Genomic DNA, 17425 nt, shown 5'->3' with positions numbered 1-17425 from the left:
AGCGGGTCGGGGCCGGGCGCGGACGCACGACGGCCGCGTACCGCCTGATCGGAGGCGGTACGCGGCCGTGTCACAGCCTGTTGTGCGGGATCAGGCGCCCATCATGTGCACGCCACCGTCGACGTGGATGATCTCGCCCGTGGTCTTCGGGAAGAAGTCCGAGAGCAGGGCGACGACACCGCGGCCGGCCGGCTCCGGGTCCGACATGTTCCAGGCCAGCGGGGAGCGGGTGTTCCACACGTCCGCGAGCTCGGAGAAGCCCGGGATGGACTTCGCGGCCATGGAGCCGATCGGTCCGGCCGAGATCAGGTTGCAGCGGATGTCGTCCTTGCCCAGGTCACGCGCGAGGTAGCGGGAGGTGGCCTCCAGCGCGGCCTTGGCCGGGCCCATCCAGTCGTACTGCGGCCAGGCGTACTGCGCGTCGAAGGTGAGACCGACGATCGAGCCGCCCTCGCTCATCAGCGGCTTGCAGGCCATGGCGAGCGACTTCAGCGAGAACGCCGAGACGTGCATCGCGGTGGAGACGGACTCGAACGGGGTGTTCAGGAAGTTGCCGCCGAGCGCGTCCTGCGGCGCGAAGCCGATGGAGTGCACGACGCCGTCGAGAGAACCGAGCTCGTCACGGACCAGACCGGCGAGACGGTCCAGGTGCTCGGCGTTGGTCACATCCAGCTCGATGACCTTGGCCGGCTTCGGCAGCTTCTTGGCGATGCGCTCCGTCAGCGTGGGCCGGGGGAAGGCGGTCAGAATGACTTCGGCACCCTGCTCCTGGGCCACCTTGGCGGTGTGGAAGGCGATGGACGACTCCATCAGCACACCGGTGATGAGGATGCGCTTGCCGTCGAGGATTCCACTCATGGTGATCAGTGACCCATGCCCAATCCGCCGTCAACGGGAATGACGGCTCCAGTGATGTACGACGCGTCGTCGGAGGCGAGGAAGCGCACTGCGGCGGCGATCTCCTCGGGCTGCGCGTAGCGGCCGAGCGGCACCTGGGACACGATGCCCTTGCGCTGCTCCTCGGTGAGCACCTGGGTCATGTCGGTGTCGACGAAGCCGGGTGCGACGACGTTGAAGGTGATGTTCCGCGAGCCGAGTTCACGGGCCAGCGACCGGGCGAAGCCGACCAGACCTGCCTTGGAGGCGGCGTAGTTCGCCTGGCCGGCCGAGCCGAGGAGCCCGACGACGGAGGAGATGAGGACGACGCGCCCCTTCTTGGCGCGCAGCATGCCGCGGTTGGCACGCTTGACGACCCGGAAGGTGCCGGTGAGGTTGGTGTCGAGTACGGACGTGAAGTCGTCCTCGGACATCCGCATCAGCAACTGGTCCTTGGTGATACCGGCGTTGGCGACCAGTACCTCGACGGGACCGTGCTTTTCCTCGATCTCCTTGTAGGCCTGCTCCACCTGTTCGGCGTCCGTGATGTCGCAGCGGACCGCGAGGCAGCCCGCCTCGGTGAGTACCTGGGGCGGCTCGCCGGAGCGGTAGGTGATCGCGACCTTGTCGCCATTTTCGGCGAAAGCGCGGGCGATGGCGAGGCCGATGCCCCGGTTTCCTCCGGTGACGAGAACCGAGCGGCTCAACGGATCACCCTTTCGATAGCGGTCTGGTACCTCGAAAACCTATCGGTACCACCCGCTCCGCAAGCAATCGGCCCCTGACAGCGCCTTCCGCCGGGCACTGTGGGGTTCCTACAGTGCCCGCTCTGAACGAACCCTCCTGTACCAGCGAGTGCGTCAGCGAAAGCCCGGCGCCTCGACAGGAAGGCCGACACTCTCGGCGACTTCCAGCATCCGTTTGTCGTAACTGATGAGCACGTCGAGCGACGCTCCCAGCACCTGCGCGCTGGCCACGTGAATCGCGTCGAGAGTCCGCACCCTGCCAGACAGGGCAGCAGCCGCGTCCCGCACCTCGTCGGTCAGGAGGATCTCAGTGAAGTCCCGAGTCAGATCCCCCATGAGATGAGGGAAGCTACCGACTTGGTCCAGGGTCCGAACCGTCTCAACGAAGCCAAGGCTGCTGGTTGCCAGGGGTGCCACCGGTCGCCCCGCCAGATGAGCTCGCAGCTCGCGAGCGTGCTCGCGCCCACTCAGCAGGGTGACGATCGCCGAGCTGTCCATGTAGATCAACGCGGATCGTCCTCACGGTCGGCGAGCAAAACATCCAGGGGGGAGACGCCTTCCGGCGGCTCGCAGACCGGCAAACGGTCGAGATCGGCCGTCGTGGCTGGCTTCAGCCTGATCTGTCCCTGCGCGACGAGCGGGGCATAGCGCTCCGAGGCCCCGGTACCCGGAAGCAGTATGGCGATGACGTTGCCGTGTCTCGTCACCTGAATCGCCTCCCCCTTTTCCACGCGGGCGAAGACGGCACTCGGGTTGTACGAGAACTCGCGGACGGAGATGGTGCTCATCAGGGCTCCCTTCGGCGGCCATAGCGGAAAGTACCTACATTCTTGAATCGTACCTACAGCGAGGGAACATCGGCACAGACCTGGGCACCCTGCGAGGCAATGCCCCTTTGGGCTCAGCCCCCATCACCCCGCACCGCGAGGCTCACCCGGCCGGGCAGGGGACCCGACACCGGATCTGCTTGCCGATCGACGACCGGACCACATGCCAGCCCGGAGCGAGCAGATCCAGCAGCGCGAGGCCGCGGCCGACCTCGGCCTCCGCGTCGTCCAGCGCGATACCGCGCCGGCGCGGAACGGTGCGGGGGTCGGGGTCATGGACATTGACCGCGACTCCGAAGGCCGCCGCGTACACCTCCACCACAACGGGCACGTGATCCCCGCAGGCCCGGACGGCGTTCCCGACGAGCTCCGAAACGACGAGCTGCGCGGTGTCGGCCACGTCGCCCTGCACGCCGAGCTCGGCGAGGGCCTTGGCGGTGAGCTCACGTACGGAGCGGAGGTTCGGGCCGGAGGCGTTGATGTGTGCCGCGAAACCGCGGCTCCGGTAGCGCACGTAGCGCCCGACGGCGGGTGGCGGGGACTGCGGGTCCTGGTCTTCCTCGTCGGCCATGCCGAACAGCCGTCCGTCCCGCCACCATGCGCGAGCAGTTGCAACGCCTGCTCGATTCGGCGGAGATGCCCAACGTGACCATCCAACTGATGCCGTTGGACTCAACCGCGCACCCTGGAGTCGTAGGCGGCTTCAGTATGGTCGGTTTCCCCGGCCCCGCGCCGGACGTGGTTCTGCTGGAAAACCTCAGCGGAGAGACTTACCTTGAGGGCGAAGGAGCGTCGCCCTTCGCGAAGGCGTTCGAGCGGATTCGCGCCACGGCGCTGTCCGCGGAGGATTCGGCCGCACGCATAGCTGAGATGGAAGAAGGCCACAGAAGGTGAACGCGCCCGAGGCGGAGCTGTTCGGACACGACCTTTCGATCGTGTTCTGGCGCAGGTCCTCCGCCAGTGGAGCCGAGAACAACTGCGTAGAGGTCGCCAACCTCCCCGGAGGAGCAACGGCGGTACGCGACTCGAAAGACTCTGCACGCACCCCCCTGCGGTTCACGGCCTCGGGGTGGGCCGCGTTCAGGGCGGGCGTGATCGACGGCGACCTGTGATCGGTTGGAGCACGCGAACGGTCCCCCGCCCGAGGATGCCGTCGGGGCGGGCGGCCTGCTGTGCGCAGGTACGTGTCTCCTCCTCGCCCCCGAGGAAGTCGAGCTGTACGTAGGCCGAGGCGGCTTGCCCGAGGGACCATCCCGTAGGAGATAAAACTCTGTCCGAGGGACCGTGATCGGATCCAGGACTCGGGTGGCCCACGCCGAACCGGTTGACGAGCCCGGCGTGCTCGTCCGGGAAACCTATGGCCGGTCGCCCTCGACTCACGGCATGGTTCACTGCGGACACATGCCGAAAAGACGGAGTACTACATGCCTCATGAGGTAGATCAGTCATTCCTGGCCCTGCCCCTGCGCGCCCTCGCCGACGCGGCGCTGGCCCGTGCCCGCGCGCTGGGGGCCGTACATGCCGACTTCCGTTTCGAGCGGGTGCGCAGCGCGTCCTGGCGGCTGCGGGACGCCCGGCCCGCCGGGACCTCGGACACCACCGATCTCGGGTACGCGGTGCGCGTCGTGCACGGTGGGGCGTGGGGGTTCGCGGCAGGCGTGGATCTGACGATGGACGCCGCGGCAAAGGTGGCCTCGCAGGCCGTCGCCATGGCGAAGCTGTCGGCGAAGGTGATCGCGGCGGCCGGCTCCGACGAGCAGGTCGAGCTGGCGGACGAGCCGGTGCACGGTGAGCGGACCTGGGTCTCGGCGTACGACATCGACCCCTTCGACGTACCGGACGAGGAGAAGGCGGGGCTGCTCGCCGAGTGGAGCAGCCGGCTCCTGGGCGCCGAGGGCGTCGCGCATGTGGACGCCTCGCTGATGACCGTCCACGAGAACAAGTTCTACGCCGACACGGCGGGCACCGTCACCACCCAGCAGCGGGTGCGGCTGCATCCGCAGTTCACCGCGGTCGCCGTGGACGGGACCACCGGTGAGTTCGACTCGATGCGGACGATCGCCCCGCCGGTGGGCCGCGGCTGGGAGTACCTCACGGGCACCGGCTGGGACTGGGACTCCGAGCTGGAGCAGATCCCGGGGCTGCTCGCCGAGAAGATGCGCGCGCCGAGCGTCGAGGCGGGGACGTACGACCTGGTCGTCGACCCGTCCAATCTCTGGCTGACCATCCATGAGTCGATCGGCCACGCCACCGAGCTGGACCGGGCGCTGGGGTACGAGGCGGCGTACGCCGGGACCTCGTTCGCCACCTTCGATCAGCTGGGGAAGCTGACGTACGGCTCCCCCGTGATGAATGTGACGGGCGACCGCACCGCCGAGCACGGGCTCGCGACCATCGGGTACGACGACGAGGGTGTCGAGGCACAGTCCTGGGACCTGATCAAGGACGGGACACTGGTCGGGTACCAGCTGGACCGGCGGATCGCGAAGCTGACGGGTCTGGGCCGTTCCAACGGCTGCGCGTACGCGGACTCGCCGGGCCATGTCCCCGTGCAGCGGATGGCGAACGTGTCGCTGCGGCCGGATCCGGGCGGGCTGTCCACGGAGGATCTGATCGGCGGGGTGGAGCGCGGGATCTATGTGGTCGGCGACCGGTCCTGGTCGATCGACATGCAGAGGTACAACTTCCAGTTCACCGGGCAGCGGTTCTTCCGCATCGAGAACGGCAGGCTGGCCGGGCAGCTGCGCGATGTCGCGTATCAGGCCACGACGACGGACTTCTGGGGCTCGATGGAGAAGGTCGGCGGCCCGCAGACGTATGTCCTGGGCGGCGCCTTCAACTGCGGCAAGGCCCAGCCCGGCCAGGTCGCGGCCGTCTCGCACGGCTGCCCCTCCGCCCTCTTCCGGGGCGTGAACATCCTCAATACGACGCAGGAGGCCGGACGATGAGCGGTCACCACGGAACCGGCTGGGGGTCCGGGGGTCGTCCCCCGGGACAGCACAGTCTCAATACGACGCAGGAGGCCGGACGATGAGCCGCGTCAGCAAGCCGCACGAGATCGTCGAGCGGGCGCTCGAACTGTCCACCGCCGACGGCTGTGTCGTCATCGCCGACGAGGAGTCGTCCGCGAATCTGCGCTGGGCCGGCAACGCGCTCACCACGAACGGGGTGACGCGGGGGCGGACCCTGACCGTGATCGCGACCGTCGATGGTGCGCAGGGCACCGCGTCCGGGGTGGTGTCGCGGTCCGCCGTCACCGCCGACGACCTGGAACCGCTGGTGCGGGCCGCCGAGGCCGCCGCGCGCGGGGCCGGTCCGGCGGAGGATGCGCAGCCGCTGGTCGGCGGGGTGCCCTCGTCGCCCGATTTCACGGACGCGCCGGCCGAGACGGGATCGGACGTCTTCGCGGAGTTCGCCCCGGCGCTCGGCGACGCCTTCGCCCGTGCCCGCTCCGGTGGCCGTGAGCTGTACGGCTTCGCCCACCACCAGCTGACCTCGACGTACCTCGGTACGTCTACGGGGCTGCGGCTGCGCCACGACCAGCCCAACGGGACGCTGGAGCTCAACGCCAAGTCCCCCGACCGGACCCGTTCGACCTGGGCGGGCCGCTCCACGCGCGACTTCAAGGATGTCGATCCGGCCGAGCTCGACGCGGAGCTGGCGCAGCGGCTGCGCTGGGCGGAGCGCCGTATCGAGCTGCCCGCCGGGCGGTACGAGACGCTGCTGCCGCCGACCGCCGTGGCCGATCTGCTGATCTACCAGCTGTGGTCGTCGACGGCACGGGACGCCGCGGAGGGCCGGACGGTGTTCTCCAAGCCGGGCGGCGGGACGAGGATCGGTGAGACCCTGTCCGAGCTGCCGCTGTCGCTGCGCAGCGACCCGCACGCACCGGGCCTGGAGTCGGCGCCGTTCGTGATCGCCCATGCCTCGGGGGACGGCGCTTCCGTCTTCGACAATGGTCTGCCGCTGACGTCGACCGACTGGATCCGGGAGGGCAGGCTGGAGCATCTGACGACCACCCGGCACACGGCCGGGCTGACCGGGCTGCCGGTCGCGCCGGCGATCGACAACCTGGTACTGGAGGGCGGCGGTGAGCAGTCCCTGGAGGAGATGGTGGCCGCGACGACCGGCCGCGGGCTGCTGCTGACCTGCATGTGGTACATCCGGGAGGTCGATCCGGCGACACTCCTGCTGACCGGGCTGACCCGCGACGGGGTGTATCTCGTCGAGGGCGGCGAGGTCGTCGGCGAGGTGAACAACTTCCGGTTCAACGAGTCGCCGGTGGATCTGCTGTCGCGGGCCACGGAAGCGGGCCGTACGGAGAAGACGCTGCCGCGCGAGTGGGGCGACTGGTTCACCCGGGCCGCCATGCCCGCGCTGCGGATCCCGGACTTCAACATGAGCTCGGTGAGCCTGGGCGTGTGACCCGCCTAGACTGACTGTTGCCTTTCGATACACGTAGCTGAGGAGACACGGAACCGTGACGGACATCGTCGACGAGCTGAAGTGGCGTGGGCTGTTCGCCCAGTCCACTGATGAGGACGCACTGCGCAAGGCTCTCGCGGACGGTCCCGTCACGTTCTATTGCGGCTACGACCCCACCGCGGCGAGTCTGCACGTCGGCCATCTGGTGCAGGTGCTCACCATGCGCCGGCTCCAGCAGGCCGGTCTGCGGCCGCTCGCCCTGGTGGGCGGGGCCACCGGTCAGATCGGTGACCCGAGGCCGACCGCCGAGCGCACGCTGAACGACCCGGAGACGGTCGCCGACTGGGTGTCGCGGCTGCGGTCCCAGATCGAGCCGTTCCTGTCCTTCGAGGGCGAGAACGCGGCGGTCATGGTCAACAACCTGGACTGGACCGCGGGCATGTCCGCGATCGAGTTCCTCCGGGACATCGGCAAGCACTTCCGCGTCAACAAGATGCTGACCAAGGACTCCATCGCCCGGCGGCTGGAGTCCGACGAGGGCATCAGCTACACCGAGTTCAGCTACCAGCTGCTCCAGAGCATGGACTACCTGGAGCTGTACCGGCGCTACGGCTGCACCCTCCAGCAGGGCGGCAGCGACCAGTGGGGCAACCTCACCGCGGGTCTCGACCTGATCCACCGCCTGGAGCCGGGCGCCGAGGTGCACGCGCTGGCGACGCCGCTGATGACGAAGGCGGACGGGACCAAGTTCGGCAAGTCCGAGAGCGGGGCCGTCTGGCTGGACCCGGCGATGACGACGCCGTACGCGTTCTACCAGTTCTGGCTGAACGTGGACGACCGGGACATCTCCCGGTACATGCGCATCCTCAGCTTCCTCAGCCCCGCGGAGCTGGAGGAGCTGGAGAAGGTCACCGAGGAGCGTCCGCAGGCCCGGACGGCGCAGCGCGCGCTGGCCGAGGAGCTGACGACGTTGGTGCACGGCGCCGACCAGTGCGCTGCGGTCATCGCGGCGTCGAAGGCGCTCTTCGGCCAGGGTGAGCTCGGCGAGCTGGACGAGGCGACGCTGAGCGCCGCGCTGTCCGAGGTGCCGCACGCGCAGGTCACCGAGCTCGGCCCGCTGGTGGACCTCCTGGTGGAGGTCGGCCTGGCGCCGAGCAAGTCGGGCGCCCGCCGCACGGTGAAGGAGGGCGGTGCGTACGTGAACAACGTCAAGGTCACGGACGGCGAGAGCGCACCGGCCCGCGAGGAGCTGCTGCACGGGCGCTGGCTGGTGCTGCGCCGGGGCAAGAAGAACCTCGCCGCCGTCGAGGTCACCGGCTGATCCCTGAACGCACGCACTGCGGCCGGGCACGCGTGACGCGTGCCCGGCCGCAGTGCGTGTGGCCCGGTGGACCAGGCTGTCTGTTGGCTCAGGACTTGTGTTGGCTGAGGACGTCTGTTGGCTCAGGCCTTCTGTCTGGTGCCGCGGAACGAGGCCCACAGCATGTCGCCGACACCTACGATGACCACGGCACCGATCAGCTGGAAAAGATGGCGCGTCCAGTCGATGCCCTTGGTGTCGTTGACACCGATCCAGGTGGCGACGGCATTGCCGAGGACGCTGCCGATGATGCCGAAGATCGTCGTCAGCCAGAGTGGGATGTTCTGTTTGCCGGGCAGGATCGCCTTCGCGATCAGACCGAGCACCAGACCCACGATGATTGCCCACAACCAGCCCATGTCGCCTCCTCGTGCGACGCGATGTCGCGCATGTGCGCCCAGTCTCGGCCCGTGGGCCGTACGCCGCATGTCGGACGCGTCCGTATGTGCGGCACGGCTGCCGATAGGCACGACTGCGGCGCGCCCCGGTCTCGAAGTCGTCACACACCGGGCGTACGGTGGATGCGGTCCGGTCCGGGGAGCGTCCGGCGCGGGAATGAGGTCTCCCCCGGCCCGCGAGGTGCTGGGGGAAGGGTGGTGGAGACGTGATGCGGAAGCAGAGCGGTGTCGAGGTCTTCCGGATCACGGGAGCCCGGCAGGGGCTCGCGGACGATGTGCGCGGCAGGCAGCGGCGCTATGTGATCTCGATGTCCGTGCGAACGGTTTCGGTGATCCTGGCCGCCGTGCTGTGGAACGTCGAGCGGTACGTCGCGATCGTGGCGCTGGCACTCGGTGTTCTGCTCCCGTACGTGGCGGTGGTCATCGCCAACGCGGGCCGGGAGAACACCCCTTCGCTTCCTTCGACCTTCGTCCCGGCGCCGATGCGTCCGGCGCTCGACGCGGCTCCCGAGGCCGGATCCGAGCAGTCCGGTCCGGAGACCGACGGGGCCCGGCGCGGCGGGGAATCGGCATGATCGAATCGGCATAAGCACAGTTGGGGCCGGACCGCACCCAAGGCTCAAGAAAACCTCAGATCAATCATGAAGTTACGGTGCACCGCACCCCGGTCTGCGTGACATACTTCGTAGGCGCTCCGCATCCCCCGTCGGAGCGACAGACCGACGCCGGGCAGCTCCCCCCGTGGCTGCTCGGCGTCGCTTTTTTGCCGGTTTTCTCCGGCAGGGGATCCGTCGGGCGGTCGGACCGTGGGGCCAGCACAGGCGCTGACCTAGGGTTGAGTCCGTGAACTCCCCTGAATCCGCGGCCGAGAGCGCTGTCGCCGCACCCATCTGTTCCGCCAAGGGCTGCCGGGCCGACGCCGTATGGGTGCTCGCCTGGAACAACCCGAAACTGCACACCCCGGAGCGCCGTAAGACCTGGCTGGCCTGCGAGGAACACCGGGAACACCTCTCCTCGTTCCTGGGCGTCCGGGGCTTCCTCAAGGATGTCGTGACGCTGGCGGAGTGGGAGTCCGGCCGATCGGGGACGGACGGTCGCTAGGGCCCAGGGCCGGGCAGGCCCCCTGGGGCCGGGCAGACCCTAGCCGCCGATCGCCGACATCGGCCGCTCGGGCTGGAGGAAGGACGGGTCGTCCAGACCGGATCCGGCTTTCTTTCCCCACATCGCGAGCGTCCAGATCCTGGCGACCTCCTCGTCCGGCGCGTCCGAGCGCAGGGCGCCGCGCAGATCGGTCTCCTCGCGGGCGAACAGGCAGGTGCGCACCTGGCCGTCGGCGGTGAGCCTGGTCCGGTCGCAGGCCCGGCAGAAGGGGCGGGTGACCGAGGCGATGACACCGACACGGTGGGGTCCGCCGTCGACGAGCCAGCGCTCGGCGGGGGCGGAACCGCGCTCGCCGTCGCCCTCCTCGGTGAGGGTGAAGCGGGTGCGCAGCGACTGGAGTATGTCGCCTGCCGTGATCATGCCGTCGCGCTTCCAGCCATGCTGCGCGTCGAGCGGCATCTGCTCGATGAAGCGGAGCTCATAGTCGTGCTCGACGGCCCAGGCGAGCAGGTCGGGGGCCTCGTCGTCGTTGAGTCCCGGCATCAGGACGCTGTTGACCTTGACCGGGGTGAGACCGGCGTCGCGGGCGGCTTCCAGGCCGGCCAGCACGTCGTGATGGCGGTCACGGCGGGTGAGAGTCTTGAAGACGTCGGGGCGCAGGGTGTCCAGCGAGACATTGACCCGGTCCAGACCGGCGGCCTTGAGCGGGGCCGCTGTGCGCTTCAGCCCGATGCCGTTGGTGGTGATCGACATCTTGGGGCGCGGGCTCAGGGCCGCGCACCGCTCGACGATGGAGACGAGCCCGGGGCGCAGCAGCGGCTCACCGCCGGTGAAGCGGACCTCGGTGATACCGAGCCGGGTGACGGCGATGCGGACCAGCCGGACGATCTCGTCGTCACTGAGCAGGTCGGGCTTGGCCAGCCATTGCAGGCCCTCTTCCGGCATGCAGTACGTGCACCGCAGATTGCACCGGTCGGTCAGCGAGACACGCAGGTCGGTGGCGACCCGATCGTAGGTGTCGATGAGCATGTGGGCCCCTCCCCCAGTGACTTCCCGGCTGCGGATCCGGCTCTTCCGGCTGACTCCTTTGAGACTACGCGAGACCTGTGACATCGGAGGGGGCCCGTTTGCCACGAGGAGCGGCGTGGCCGCGTCGTAGGACTCTACGACGCGGCCACGGAACCGGGGTGACGCGTGCAGCGGACTCCTCGGAAAGCCCTTCTTTTCTCAGTGCGCCCCGACGCCCGTGAGGGACTTGACCTCCAGCTCGGCGTACTTGCCCTTGTCCGGCTCCTCCTTCGAGAGGAGGGAGCCGATCCAGCCGAGCAGGAAGCCCAGCGGGATGGAGATCAGGCCCGGGTTCTCCAGCGGGAACCAGGCGAAGTCGACGCCCTTGAACATCGACGTCTTCGGGTTGCCCGAGACGACCGGCGAGAACAGCACCAGGAACACCGAGCTCGCCAGACCTCCGTAGATCGACCACAGCGCGCCCTGGGTGGTGAACCGCTTCCAGAAGAGGCTGTAGAGGATCGTCGGCAGATTGGCGGAGGCGGCGACGGCGAAGGCGAGCGCCACCAGCCCGGCGACGTTCATGTCGCGGGCGAAGGCGCCCAGGGCGATCGCGACCGCACCGATGAGGACGGTGGCCCAGCGGGCGGCCCGCATCTCCTCCTTCTCGGTGGCCTTCCCCTTGCGGATGACGTTGGCGTAGATGTCGTGCGCGAAGGAGGACGAGGAGGCGAGGGTGAGCCCCGCGACGACGGCGAGGATGGTGGCGAAGGCGACGGCCGAGATCACGGCGAGCAGCACGGCGCCACCGGTGGAGCCGACCCCGCCGAGGTACTCGGCGAGCTGCGGGGCGGCAGCGTTGCCGGCCGGGTTCTTCGCCTTGATCTCGTCCGGGCCGATCAGGGCCGCGGCGCCGAAGCCGAGCGCGATCGTCATCAGGTAGAAGGCGCCGATGATGCCGATGGCCCAGTTGACCGACTTACGGGCGGCCTTGGCAGTCGGCACCGTGTAGAAGCGGATCAGGATGTGCGGCAGGCCGGCGGTGCCGAGGACCAGGGCGATGCCCAGGGAGAGGAAGTCCAGCTTCGAGGTGCCGGTGGCGCCGTACTTGAGGCCGGGCTCCAGGAACGCCGCTCCGTGGCCGCTCTTCGAGGCGGCCGTGCCCAGCAGGTCGGAGATGTTGAAGTTGAACTTCAGCAGCACCAGGAAGGTCATCAGGAGGGCACCGGCGATCAGCAGTACGGCCTTGACCATCTGAACCCAGGTGGTGCCCTTCATGCCGCCGATGGTGACGTACACGATCATCAGTACGCCGACCAGCGCGACGATGAGGATCTTGCCCGCGTCGCTGGTGATGCCGAGGAGCAGGGAGACCAGGACGCCCGCACCCGCCATCTGTGCCAGCAGGTAGAAGATCGAGACGATGATGGTGGAAACGCCGGAGGCGGTACGGACCGGGCGCTGCCGCATCCGGTAGGCGAGGACGTCGCCCATCGTGTAGCGGCCCGAGTTGCGCAGCGGTTCGGCGACCAGCAGCAGGGCCACCAGCCAGGCGACGAGGAAGCCGATGGAGTACAGGAAGCCGTCGTAGCCGAAGAGGGCGATGGCCCCGGCGATCCCGAGGAACGAGGCCGCCGACATGTAGTCGCCGGAGACGGCGAGTCCGTTCTGGAAGGCGGTGAACTGGCGGCCGCCGGCGTAGAAGTCGGAGGCGCTCTTGGTCTGCCGTCCGGCCCAGACGGTGATGCCCAGGGTCGCGGCGACGAACACGGCGAAGAGCGTGATGATCAGCGGCCGGTGCTCGGTGGTCGAGGAGGCGGCCAGCTGGAGGGCGGGGTGCGAGTGGTGCGCGGCGCTCATGCGTCGGCCTCCATACGGGACTTGATGGCCTCGGCCTTCGGGTCGAGCTTCGCGGCTGCGTGGCGCGAGTAGAGCCAGGCGATGAGGAATGTGGTGACGAACTGGGCGAGGCCGAACACGAAGGCCACGTTGATGTTGCTGTACACCTTGGCGCCCATGAAGCCGCCCGCGTAGTTGGACAGCAGCACGTACAGCAGGTACCAGAGGACGAAGGCGATGGTCAGCGGGAAGGCGAACGAGCGGTACGCGTGGCGCAGTTCGCCGAACTCCGCGCTCTCCTGCGTCGCGATGAACGCCTCGGTCGTGGGCTCGGCAGGGCGGGTTTCCGTAATGCCCTCGGGCGGCGGTGCATCGGTAGCCACGGAATCTCCTCGCGACGCGGGTGCGGTGGTGGTGGGGACGGTGGATTTCACTGGGGAACCTCGATGTCGGGGATGGTGGTGCGTCTCCCCTGACAACGGCACGGAGAGCGCGGCGAAGCGGTTCACCGCGAGTTCGCACTTCTCGGACTCGCCTCTCCGTCGCGGCTCCGTCGCGGCTTCGTCGCCTCTTCGCGCCCATCCGGTCGAAACGAGTGCCCCCAACTCATTGAATAGTGGGGCTGATCAGCGATAACTTCACTCGTCATGTACGCGACTGGGCACATCCTGTGTCCGGTCGACAGGCACGGATGATGTGGAGACCCCATGGCTCATCTGGGATCCAGACGGACGCGCGCACTGACGCTGCCCGTCGGACTGGCACTCACGGCCTCGCTCGGCTTCCTGCCGACGGGTGCCGCTTCTGCCGCACCGGTGGACGCGCAGCCCACGGCGGCGGTGTCGACGGACGGCCCGAAGCTCTCGTACGTCGTCAACACGCGGAGCAATCACGGCACCGTCAAGCAGGTGAAGAAGGCGATAGCCGAGGCCGGCGGCACGGTGGTGATCGCCTATGAGCAGATCGGCGTCATCGTCGTCGAGTCGCAGAACCCGGACTTCGCGCAGTCGATCCGCCGGGTCAAGGGTGTCGATTCGGCGGGGGCCACCCGCACCAGCCCCATCGTTCCGCAGGCCACCACGGACATCGGGGTCGAGCAGCCGCTCACCGCCGAGCAGGCCCGGAGCGCGGCGGCGGAGGCGACGGCGGACCAGGATCCGATGGAGCCCCTGCAGTGGGATCTGCCCGCCATCAAGGCGGACCAGGCGCACCGGGAGACGCTGGGCAGCAGCAAGGTCACCGTCGCGGTCATCGACACGGGTGTCGACGACACCCACCCGGACCTGGCGCCGAACTTCAGCCGCGGGGCCTCCGCGAGCTGCGTGTCCGGGGCGCCGGACACGACGGACGGCGCCTGGCGTCCCAAGGCCGGTGAGAGCGACCACGGCACGCATGTCGCGGGCACCATCGCCGCCGCAAAGAACGGCATCGGGGTGACGGGTGTCGCGCCGGGCGTGAAGGTCGCCGGCATCAAGGTCGCGAACCCGGACGGCTTCTTCTACACCGAGTCGATCGTCTGCGGCTTCGTCTGGGCCGCCGAGCACGGCGTCGATGTCACCAACAACAGCTATTACACCGACCCGTGGATGTTCAACTGCAAGAACGACCTGGACCAGGGCGCCCTGGTCGAGGCCGTCGCCCGCGCCACGCGGTACGCGGAGCACAAGGGCACGGTGAACGTCGCCTCAGCCGGCAACAGCAAGTTCGACCTGGCCTCCGGCGCGATCGACGACACGACCAGCCCGAACGACACCACGGCGGCCACCCGGACCATCGACCCGCGCGAGTGCCTCGACATCCCGGCGATGCTGCCGGGCGTCGTGACCGTCTCCGCGACCGGTGCCAAGGGTCTGAAGTCCTCGTACTCGAACTACGGGAACGGTGTCATCGACGTCGCAGCTCCCGGCGGCGACTCGACGGTCTACCAGACGCCGGCACCGCCCGCCACGAGCGGTCTGATCCTGTCCACGCTGCCGGGCGGCAAGTACGGCTACAAGGCCGGTACATCGATGGCCTCCCCGCACGTCGCGGGCGTCGCGGCCCTGATCAAGTCGACGCACCCGCACGCCTCGGCGGCTGCCGTGAAGGCTCTCCTGACGGCCGAGGCCGACGCCACCGCGTGCGGCGCACCGTACGACTTCAACGGTGACGGCAAGATCGACGCCGTCTGCGAGGGCGGCAAGAACCGCAACGGCTTCTACGGCGCCGGTGTGGTGAACGCGCTGAACGCGGTCCGCTGGTAGGGAATGTGACGCAGTCGGGAGGGGCGGCCGAAGGCTCCGGCCCCTCCCACTGGCCTCCCCAGGTCTCTTCCGGGGTCCCCTCCTGGTTCTCTTCCGGGTGAGTGACACTCAGTGCCATAGTGCGGGGATGAGCAACGCACGTATGTCCGGTACGGAGCAGGCCTGGGCGGCACTGGGCGGGGATCTGGCGCTTCTCGCGCACATCGGGACGAGCGGTCCCGACGGGCTGCTGCCCGCCCGGCTGCCCGCCATGGAACTGGCCCGTTCCGCCGTCGCGGTCTGCTCACTGGCCGCCGCCGAACTGGCCGCCCGCCGCACCGCGCGCCCCGTGCCGCAGGTCCTAATCGACGCCGGTGCGGTGGCCACGGCGTTCACGAGCGAGCGCCATCTGCGGATCGACGGGCGCGCACCGGCCAACTTCGCCCCGCTGTCCCAGTTCTGGCGCACGGTGGACGGCTGGGTCCGTACGCATGCCAACTACCCGCACCACCGGGCCCGGTTGCTCGCCACGCTGGGGCTGCCCGCGGACACCTCGGACGACATCGCCGTGGACGCCGTCGCCGCCTCGTTCGCCGGGCGCCGGGGACCGGAGATCGAGCAGACGGTGTACGCCGCGGGCGGCCTGGCCGTGGTCGCCCGTACGCCCGCGGAGTGGGCGGCCGACCCTCGGGGTGCCGCGGTCGCGGGCACGCCGCTGGTGGCCAGGGACCGTATCGACAGCGCGCCGGTCCGCCGGACGGCGGCGCTCGCCGGTGAACCGCTGCTGCCCGCGGCCGGGTTGCGTGTGCTGGACCTCACCCGGGTCATCGCGGGGCCCGTCGCCACCCGTACGCTCGCGCTGCTCGGCGCGGACGTCCTGCGGGTCGACGCCCCGCAGCTCCCGGAGAGCCAGGACGCGCACAGCGACACCGGTTTCGGGAAGCGGTCTGTCAGCCTGGATCTCGGCAGCCGCTCCGGTACGGCCGCGTTCGACGAGCTGCTGGCCGGCGCGGATGTGGTCGCCATCGGCTACCGGCCCGGTGCGGTCGAGCGGCTCGGCCTGACGCCGGAGTCCCTGGCCGCGCGCAGGCCCGGGCTGGTGATCGGGCGCCTGTCCGCCTGGGGGCACGGTCCATGGGCGCAGCGGCGCGGCTTCGACAGCCTGGTGCAGGTGGCCACCGGCATCGCCTCGGTCGAGGCCTCGGCAGGGCCCGAGAACCCGCCCGGTGCGCTGCCCGCCCAGGCCCTCGACCACGGCACGGGCTATCTGCTGGCCGCCGCCGTGCTGCGCGCACTGACCGAGCAGCACGACGACGGCGGCTCCCGGCTGGTCACGCTCTCGCTCGCCCGTACCGCCGCCTGGCTGCTCGATGAGCTGCCCGCCCGGCAGGAGCCCGAGACCGGGGCCGGGGTTTCGTACGACCCGGAGAAGTGGCTCACGGAGACGGACAGCCCGCTGGGCCGGCTGCGTCACGCCCTGCCGCCGGTCGCCTTCGACGGTTCCCCCGCCGACTGGTCGCGCCCGCCCGGCCTGCTGGGGGCGGACGCGACCGCCTGGCTCACGGCTTGATGAGCACCTTCAGCGCCGTCCGGTTGTCCATCGCCTTGTAACCGACGGGGACGCCGTCGAGGCCGACGGTCAGGTCGAAGACGGGCGACGGGTCGATGGTGCCGGACAGCACGTCGGGCAGCAGCTCCGGAATGTATGTGCGCACGGGCGCGACGCCGCCGCGCAGCGCGATGTTCCGGTCGAACATGACGCCGAGGTCCAGGCCGGTGCCGCTGCCGTGCGGCACGCCGACGTAGCCGATGGAGCCGCCGTCGCGGGTGATCCCGACGGCGGTGCGCATCGACTGCTCGGTGCCGACGGCCTCGATCACGGCGTGCGCGCCCTCGCCACCGAGCAGTTCCCGTACGGCTTCGACGGCCGCTTCGCCGCGCTCGGCGACGACGTCCGTGGCGCCGAAGGTGCGGGCGATGTCCGTACGCACCTGGTGGCGGCCGAGCGCGATGATCCGCTCGGCACCGAGCCGCTTGGCGGCCATGACGCCGCACAGTCCGACCGCTCCGTCACCGACGACCGCAACCGTGGTGCCGGGCCTCACGCCCGCGCCGACGGCGGCGTGGTGTCCGGTGCCGAGCACATCGGACAGGGCCAGCAGCGCGGTGAGCAGGTGGTCGTCGGAGGCCGCGGCGGCGGGGAGCTTGATCAGCGTGCCGTCGGCGTACGGGACGCGGACGGCCTCGCCCTGCCCGCCGTCGGAGCCGACCGATCCCCAGAAGCCGCCCTGCGGGCAGGAGGTGGTCAGGCCCTCCGCGCAGTACGCGCAGGTGCCGTCGGACCAGACGAAGGGCGCGACGACGAGGTCACCGACGGCGAAGCCGGCCACCTCGGAGCCCGCCTCCTCGACGATCCCGAGGAACTCGTGCCCGATGCGCTGGCCCGGCTGCCGGGCCGACTCGCCCCGGTACGCCCACAGGTCGCTGCCGCAGATGCAGGCCCGCAGAACCCGCAGCACCACATCGGTGGGCTGCTGGACCGTGGGGTCGGGCACCTCCTGCACGCGTATGTCGTGGGGGGCGTGGATGACGGTGGCGCGCATGCGTGGGGGTCCTTGCCGTT

At 69.6% G+C, this 17425-nt stretch carries 19 protein-coding genes; 9 read left to right on the top strand and 10 right to left on the bottom strand.

Translation table 11 applies throughout. The annotated features are described in order from the left end of the window. Positions 1-90: 90 nt before the first annotated feature. The 5 genes from fabI to NRF20_RS34280 form a co-directional block, all read right to left on the bottom strand. On the bottom strand, positions 91-858 hold the full coding sequence (gene fabI / locus NRF20_RS34300; RefSeq protein WP_093895776.1) for an enoyl-ACP reductase FabI: 768 nt from the start codon (positions 856-858) through the stop codon (positions 91-93). Positions 859-863: 5 nt separating this feature from the next. Then, positions 864-1583 (bottom strand): 3-oxoacyl-[acyl-carrier-protein] reductase, encoded by a 720-nt coding sequence (fabG, locus tag NRF20_RS34295; protein ID WP_093895775.1) that lies wholly within the window; start codon positions 1581-1583, stop codon positions 864-866. 153 nt (positions 1584-1736) lie between these two features. Continuing rightward, on the bottom strand, positions 1737-2120 hold the full coding sequence (locus NRF20_RS34290) for a PIN domain-containing protein (protein WP_398632333.1): 384 nt from the start codon (positions 2118-2120) through the stop codon (positions 1737-1739). A 5-nt stretch (positions 2121-2125) separates the two neighbouring features. Then, positions 2126-2410 carry a type II toxin-antitoxin system Phd/YefM family antitoxin gene (locus NRF20_RS34285; protein WP_398632320.1) on the bottom strand — a complete coding sequence of 95 codons (285 nt, stop codon included), beginning with the start codon at positions 2408-2410 and terminating at the stop codon, positions 2126-2128. Between the two features lie 142 nt (positions 2411-2552). Next, positions 2553-3020 carry an ATP-binding protein gene (locus NRF20_RS34280; protein ID WP_398632319.1) on the bottom strand — a complete coding sequence of 156 codons (468 nt, stop codon included), beginning with the start codon at positions 3018-3020 and terminating at the stop codon, positions 2553-2555. On the opposite strand from NRF20_RS34280, the gene NRF20_RS34275 reads away from it, so the two are divergent. From NRF20_RS34275 to tyrS, 5 genes are all read left to right on the top strand, one after another. Further along, entirely contained in the window at positions 2933-3343 is a 411-nt protein-coding gene (locus tag NRF20_RS34275) for a Scr1 family TA system antitoxin-like transcriptional regulator (RefSeq protein WP_398632318.1), read from the top strand. The two genes, NRF20_RS34280 and NRF20_RS34275, sit on opposite strands and share 88 nt — an antisense overlap. Further along, entirely contained in the window at positions 3340-3561 is a 222-nt protein-coding gene (locus NRF20_RS34270) for a DUF397 domain-containing protein (protein ID WP_398632317.1), read from the top strand. The genes NRF20_RS34275 and NRF20_RS34270 overlap by 4 nt, the downstream gene beginning before the upstream one ends. 312 nt (positions 3562-3873) lie before the next feature. Then, positions 3874-5397 carry a TldD/PmbA family protein gene (locus NRF20_RS34265; protein ID WP_398632316.1) on the top strand — a complete coding sequence of 508 codons (1524 nt, stop codon included), beginning with the start codon at positions 3874-3876 and terminating at the stop codon, positions 5395-5397. 82 nt (positions 5398-5479) lie between these two features. Further along, positions 5480-6874, top strand: coding sequence for a metallopeptidase TldD-related protein (locus tag NRF20_RS34260; RefSeq protein ID WP_398632315.1), 1395 nt, complete (start codon positions 5480-5482; stop codon positions 6872-6874). 55 nt (positions 6875-6929) lie between these two features. Beyond that, on the top strand, positions 6930-8195 hold the full coding sequence (tyrS, locus tag NRF20_RS34255) for a tyrosine--tRNA ligase (protein ID WP_398632314.1): 1266 nt from the start codon (positions 6930-6932) through the stop codon (positions 8193-8195). A 122-nt stretch (positions 8196-8317) separates the two neighbouring features. Here tyrS and NRF20_RS34250 read toward each other — a convergent pair whose 3' ends face one another. Beyond that, positions 8318-8593, bottom strand: coding sequence for a GlsB/YeaQ/YmgE family stress response membrane protein (locus NRF20_RS34250; protein ID WP_398632313.1), 276 nt, complete (start codon positions 8591-8593; stop codon positions 8318-8320). Between the two features lie 248 nt (positions 8594-8841). Between NRF20_RS34250 and NRF20_RS34245 the strand changes: the two genes are divergently transcribed. Next, on the top strand, positions 8842-9207 hold the full coding sequence (locus NRF20_RS34245; RefSeq protein WP_413753870.1) for a DUF3099 domain-containing protein: 366 nt from the start codon (positions 8842-8844) through the stop codon (positions 9205-9207). Positions 9208-9475: 268 nt separating this feature from the next. After that, on the top strand, positions 9476-9733 hold the full coding sequence (locus NRF20_RS34240; RefSeq protein ID WP_398632311.1) for a hypothetical protein: 258 nt from the start codon (positions 9476-9478) through the stop codon (positions 9731-9733). A 39-nt stretch (positions 9734-9772) separates the two neighbouring features. On the opposite strand, the gene moaA is transcribed toward NRF20_RS34240, so the two are convergent. From moaA to NRF20_RS34225, 3 genes are all read right to left on the bottom strand, one after another. Further along, positions 9773-10762: a GTP 3',8-cyclase MoaA gene (gene moaA, locus NRF20_RS34235; protein ID WP_266362498.1), complete on the bottom strand. Its 990-nt coding sequence runs from the start codon at positions 10760-10762 to the stop codon at positions 9773-9775. Between the two features lie 198 nt (positions 10763-10960). Then, positions 10961-12601 (bottom strand): cation acetate symporter, encoded by a 1641-nt coding sequence (locus NRF20_RS34230; RefSeq protein ID WP_398632309.1) that lies wholly within the window; start codon positions 12599-12601, stop codon positions 10961-10963. Continuing rightward, positions 12598-12963 carry a DUF485 domain-containing protein gene (locus tag NRF20_RS34225; protein WP_398632308.1) on the bottom strand — a complete coding sequence of 122 codons (366 nt, stop codon included), beginning with the start codon at positions 12961-12963 and terminating at the stop codon, positions 12598-12600. The genes NRF20_RS34230 and NRF20_RS34225 overlap by 4 nt, the downstream gene beginning before the upstream one ends. 324 nt (positions 12964-13287) lie before the next feature. Here NRF20_RS34225 and NRF20_RS34220 point away from each other — a divergent pair, with 324 nt between their 5' ends. Together NRF20_RS34220 and NRF20_RS34215 are read left to right on the top strand one after the other, a co-directional pair. Next, complete coding sequence (locus NRF20_RS34220; protein ID WP_398632307.1) at positions 13288-14823, top strand: S8 family peptidase; 1536 nt, start codon at positions 13288-13290, stop codon at positions 14821-14823. A 127-nt stretch (positions 14824-14950) separates the two neighbouring features. Further along, the gene (locus NRF20_RS34215) at positions 14951-16372 is read left to right on the top strand and encodes a CoA transferase (RefSeq protein WP_413753869.1); all 1422 of its coding nucleotides are present in this window, start codon (positions 14951-14953) and stop codon (positions 16370-16372) included. On the opposite strand, the gene NRF20_RS34210 is transcribed toward NRF20_RS34215, so the two are convergent. Beyond that, a complete protein-coding gene (locus NRF20_RS34210; protein ID WP_398632305.1) occupies positions 16362-17405 on the bottom strand; it encodes a zinc-dependent alcohol dehydrogenase family protein in 1044 nt (347 codons plus the stop codon). The two genes, NRF20_RS34215 and NRF20_RS34210, sit on opposite strands and share 11 nt — an antisense overlap. Positions 17406-17425: the final 20 nt, after the last annotated feature.

Origin of the sequence: Streptomyces sp. R-74717 (genome assembly GCF_047305335.1) — a bacterium.
GTDB lineage: Bacteria > Actinomycetota > Actinomycetes > Streptomycetales > Streptomycetaceae > Streptomyces > Streptomyces atratus.
This window is presented reverse-complemented; position numbering and strand designations above follow the sequence as displayed.

Excerpts from the sequence above, each read along its gene's own strand:
- NRF20_RS34265 (WP_398632316.1), top strand. The coding sequence starts at position 3,874 with ATGCCTCATGAGGTAGATCAGTCATTCCTGGCCCTGCCCCTGCGCGCC.
- moaA (WP_266362498.1), bottom strand. The coding sequence starts at position 10,762 with ATGCTCATCGACACCTACGATCGGGTCGCCACCGACCTGCGTGTCTCG.
- fabI (WP_093895776.1), bottom strand. The coding sequence starts at position 858 with ATGAGTGGAATCCTCGACGGCAAGCGCATCCTCATCACCGGTGTGCTG.
- NRF20_RS34260 (WP_398632315.1), top strand. The coding sequence starts at position 5,480 with ATGAGCCGCGTCAGCAAGCCGCACGAGATCGTCGAGCGGGCGCTCGAA.
- NRF20_RS34250 (WP_398632313.1), bottom strand. The coding sequence starts at position 8,593 with ATGGGCTGGTTGTGGGCAATCATCGTGGGTCTGGTGCTCGGTCTGATC.
- NRF20_RS34230 (WP_398632309.1), bottom strand. The coding sequence starts at position 12,601 with ATGAGCGCCGCGCACCACTCGCACCCCGCCCTCCAGCTGGCCGCCTCC.
- NRF20_RS34220 (WP_398632307.1), top strand. The coding sequence starts at position 13,288 with ATGGCTCATCTGGGATCCAGACGGACGCGCGCACTGACGCTGCCCGTC.
- NRF20_RS34290 (WP_398632333.1), bottom strand. The coding sequence starts at position 2,120 with ATGGACAGCTCGGCGATCGTCACCCTGCTGAGTGGGCGCGAGCACGCT.
- NRF20_RS34215 (WP_413753869.1), top strand. The coding sequence starts at position 14,951 with ATGAGCAACGCACGTATGTCCGGTACGGAGCAGGCCTGGGCGGCACTG.
- NRF20_RS34245 (WP_413753870.1), top strand. The coding sequence starts at position 8,842 with ATGCGGAAGCAGAGCGGTGTCGAGGTCTTCCGGATCACGGGAGCCCGG.
- NRF20_RS34285 (WP_398632320.1), bottom strand. The coding sequence starts at position 2,410 with ATGAGCACCATCTCCGTCCGCGAGTTCTCGTACAACCCGAGTGCCGTC.
- NRF20_RS34280 (WP_398632319.1), bottom strand. The coding sequence starts at position 3,020 with ATGGCCGACGAGGAAGACCAGGACCCGCAGTCCCCGCCACCCGCCGTC.
- NRF20_RS34210 (WP_398632305.1), bottom strand. The coding sequence starts at position 17,405 with ATGCGCGCCACCGTCATCCACGCCCCCCACGACATACGCGTGCAGGAG.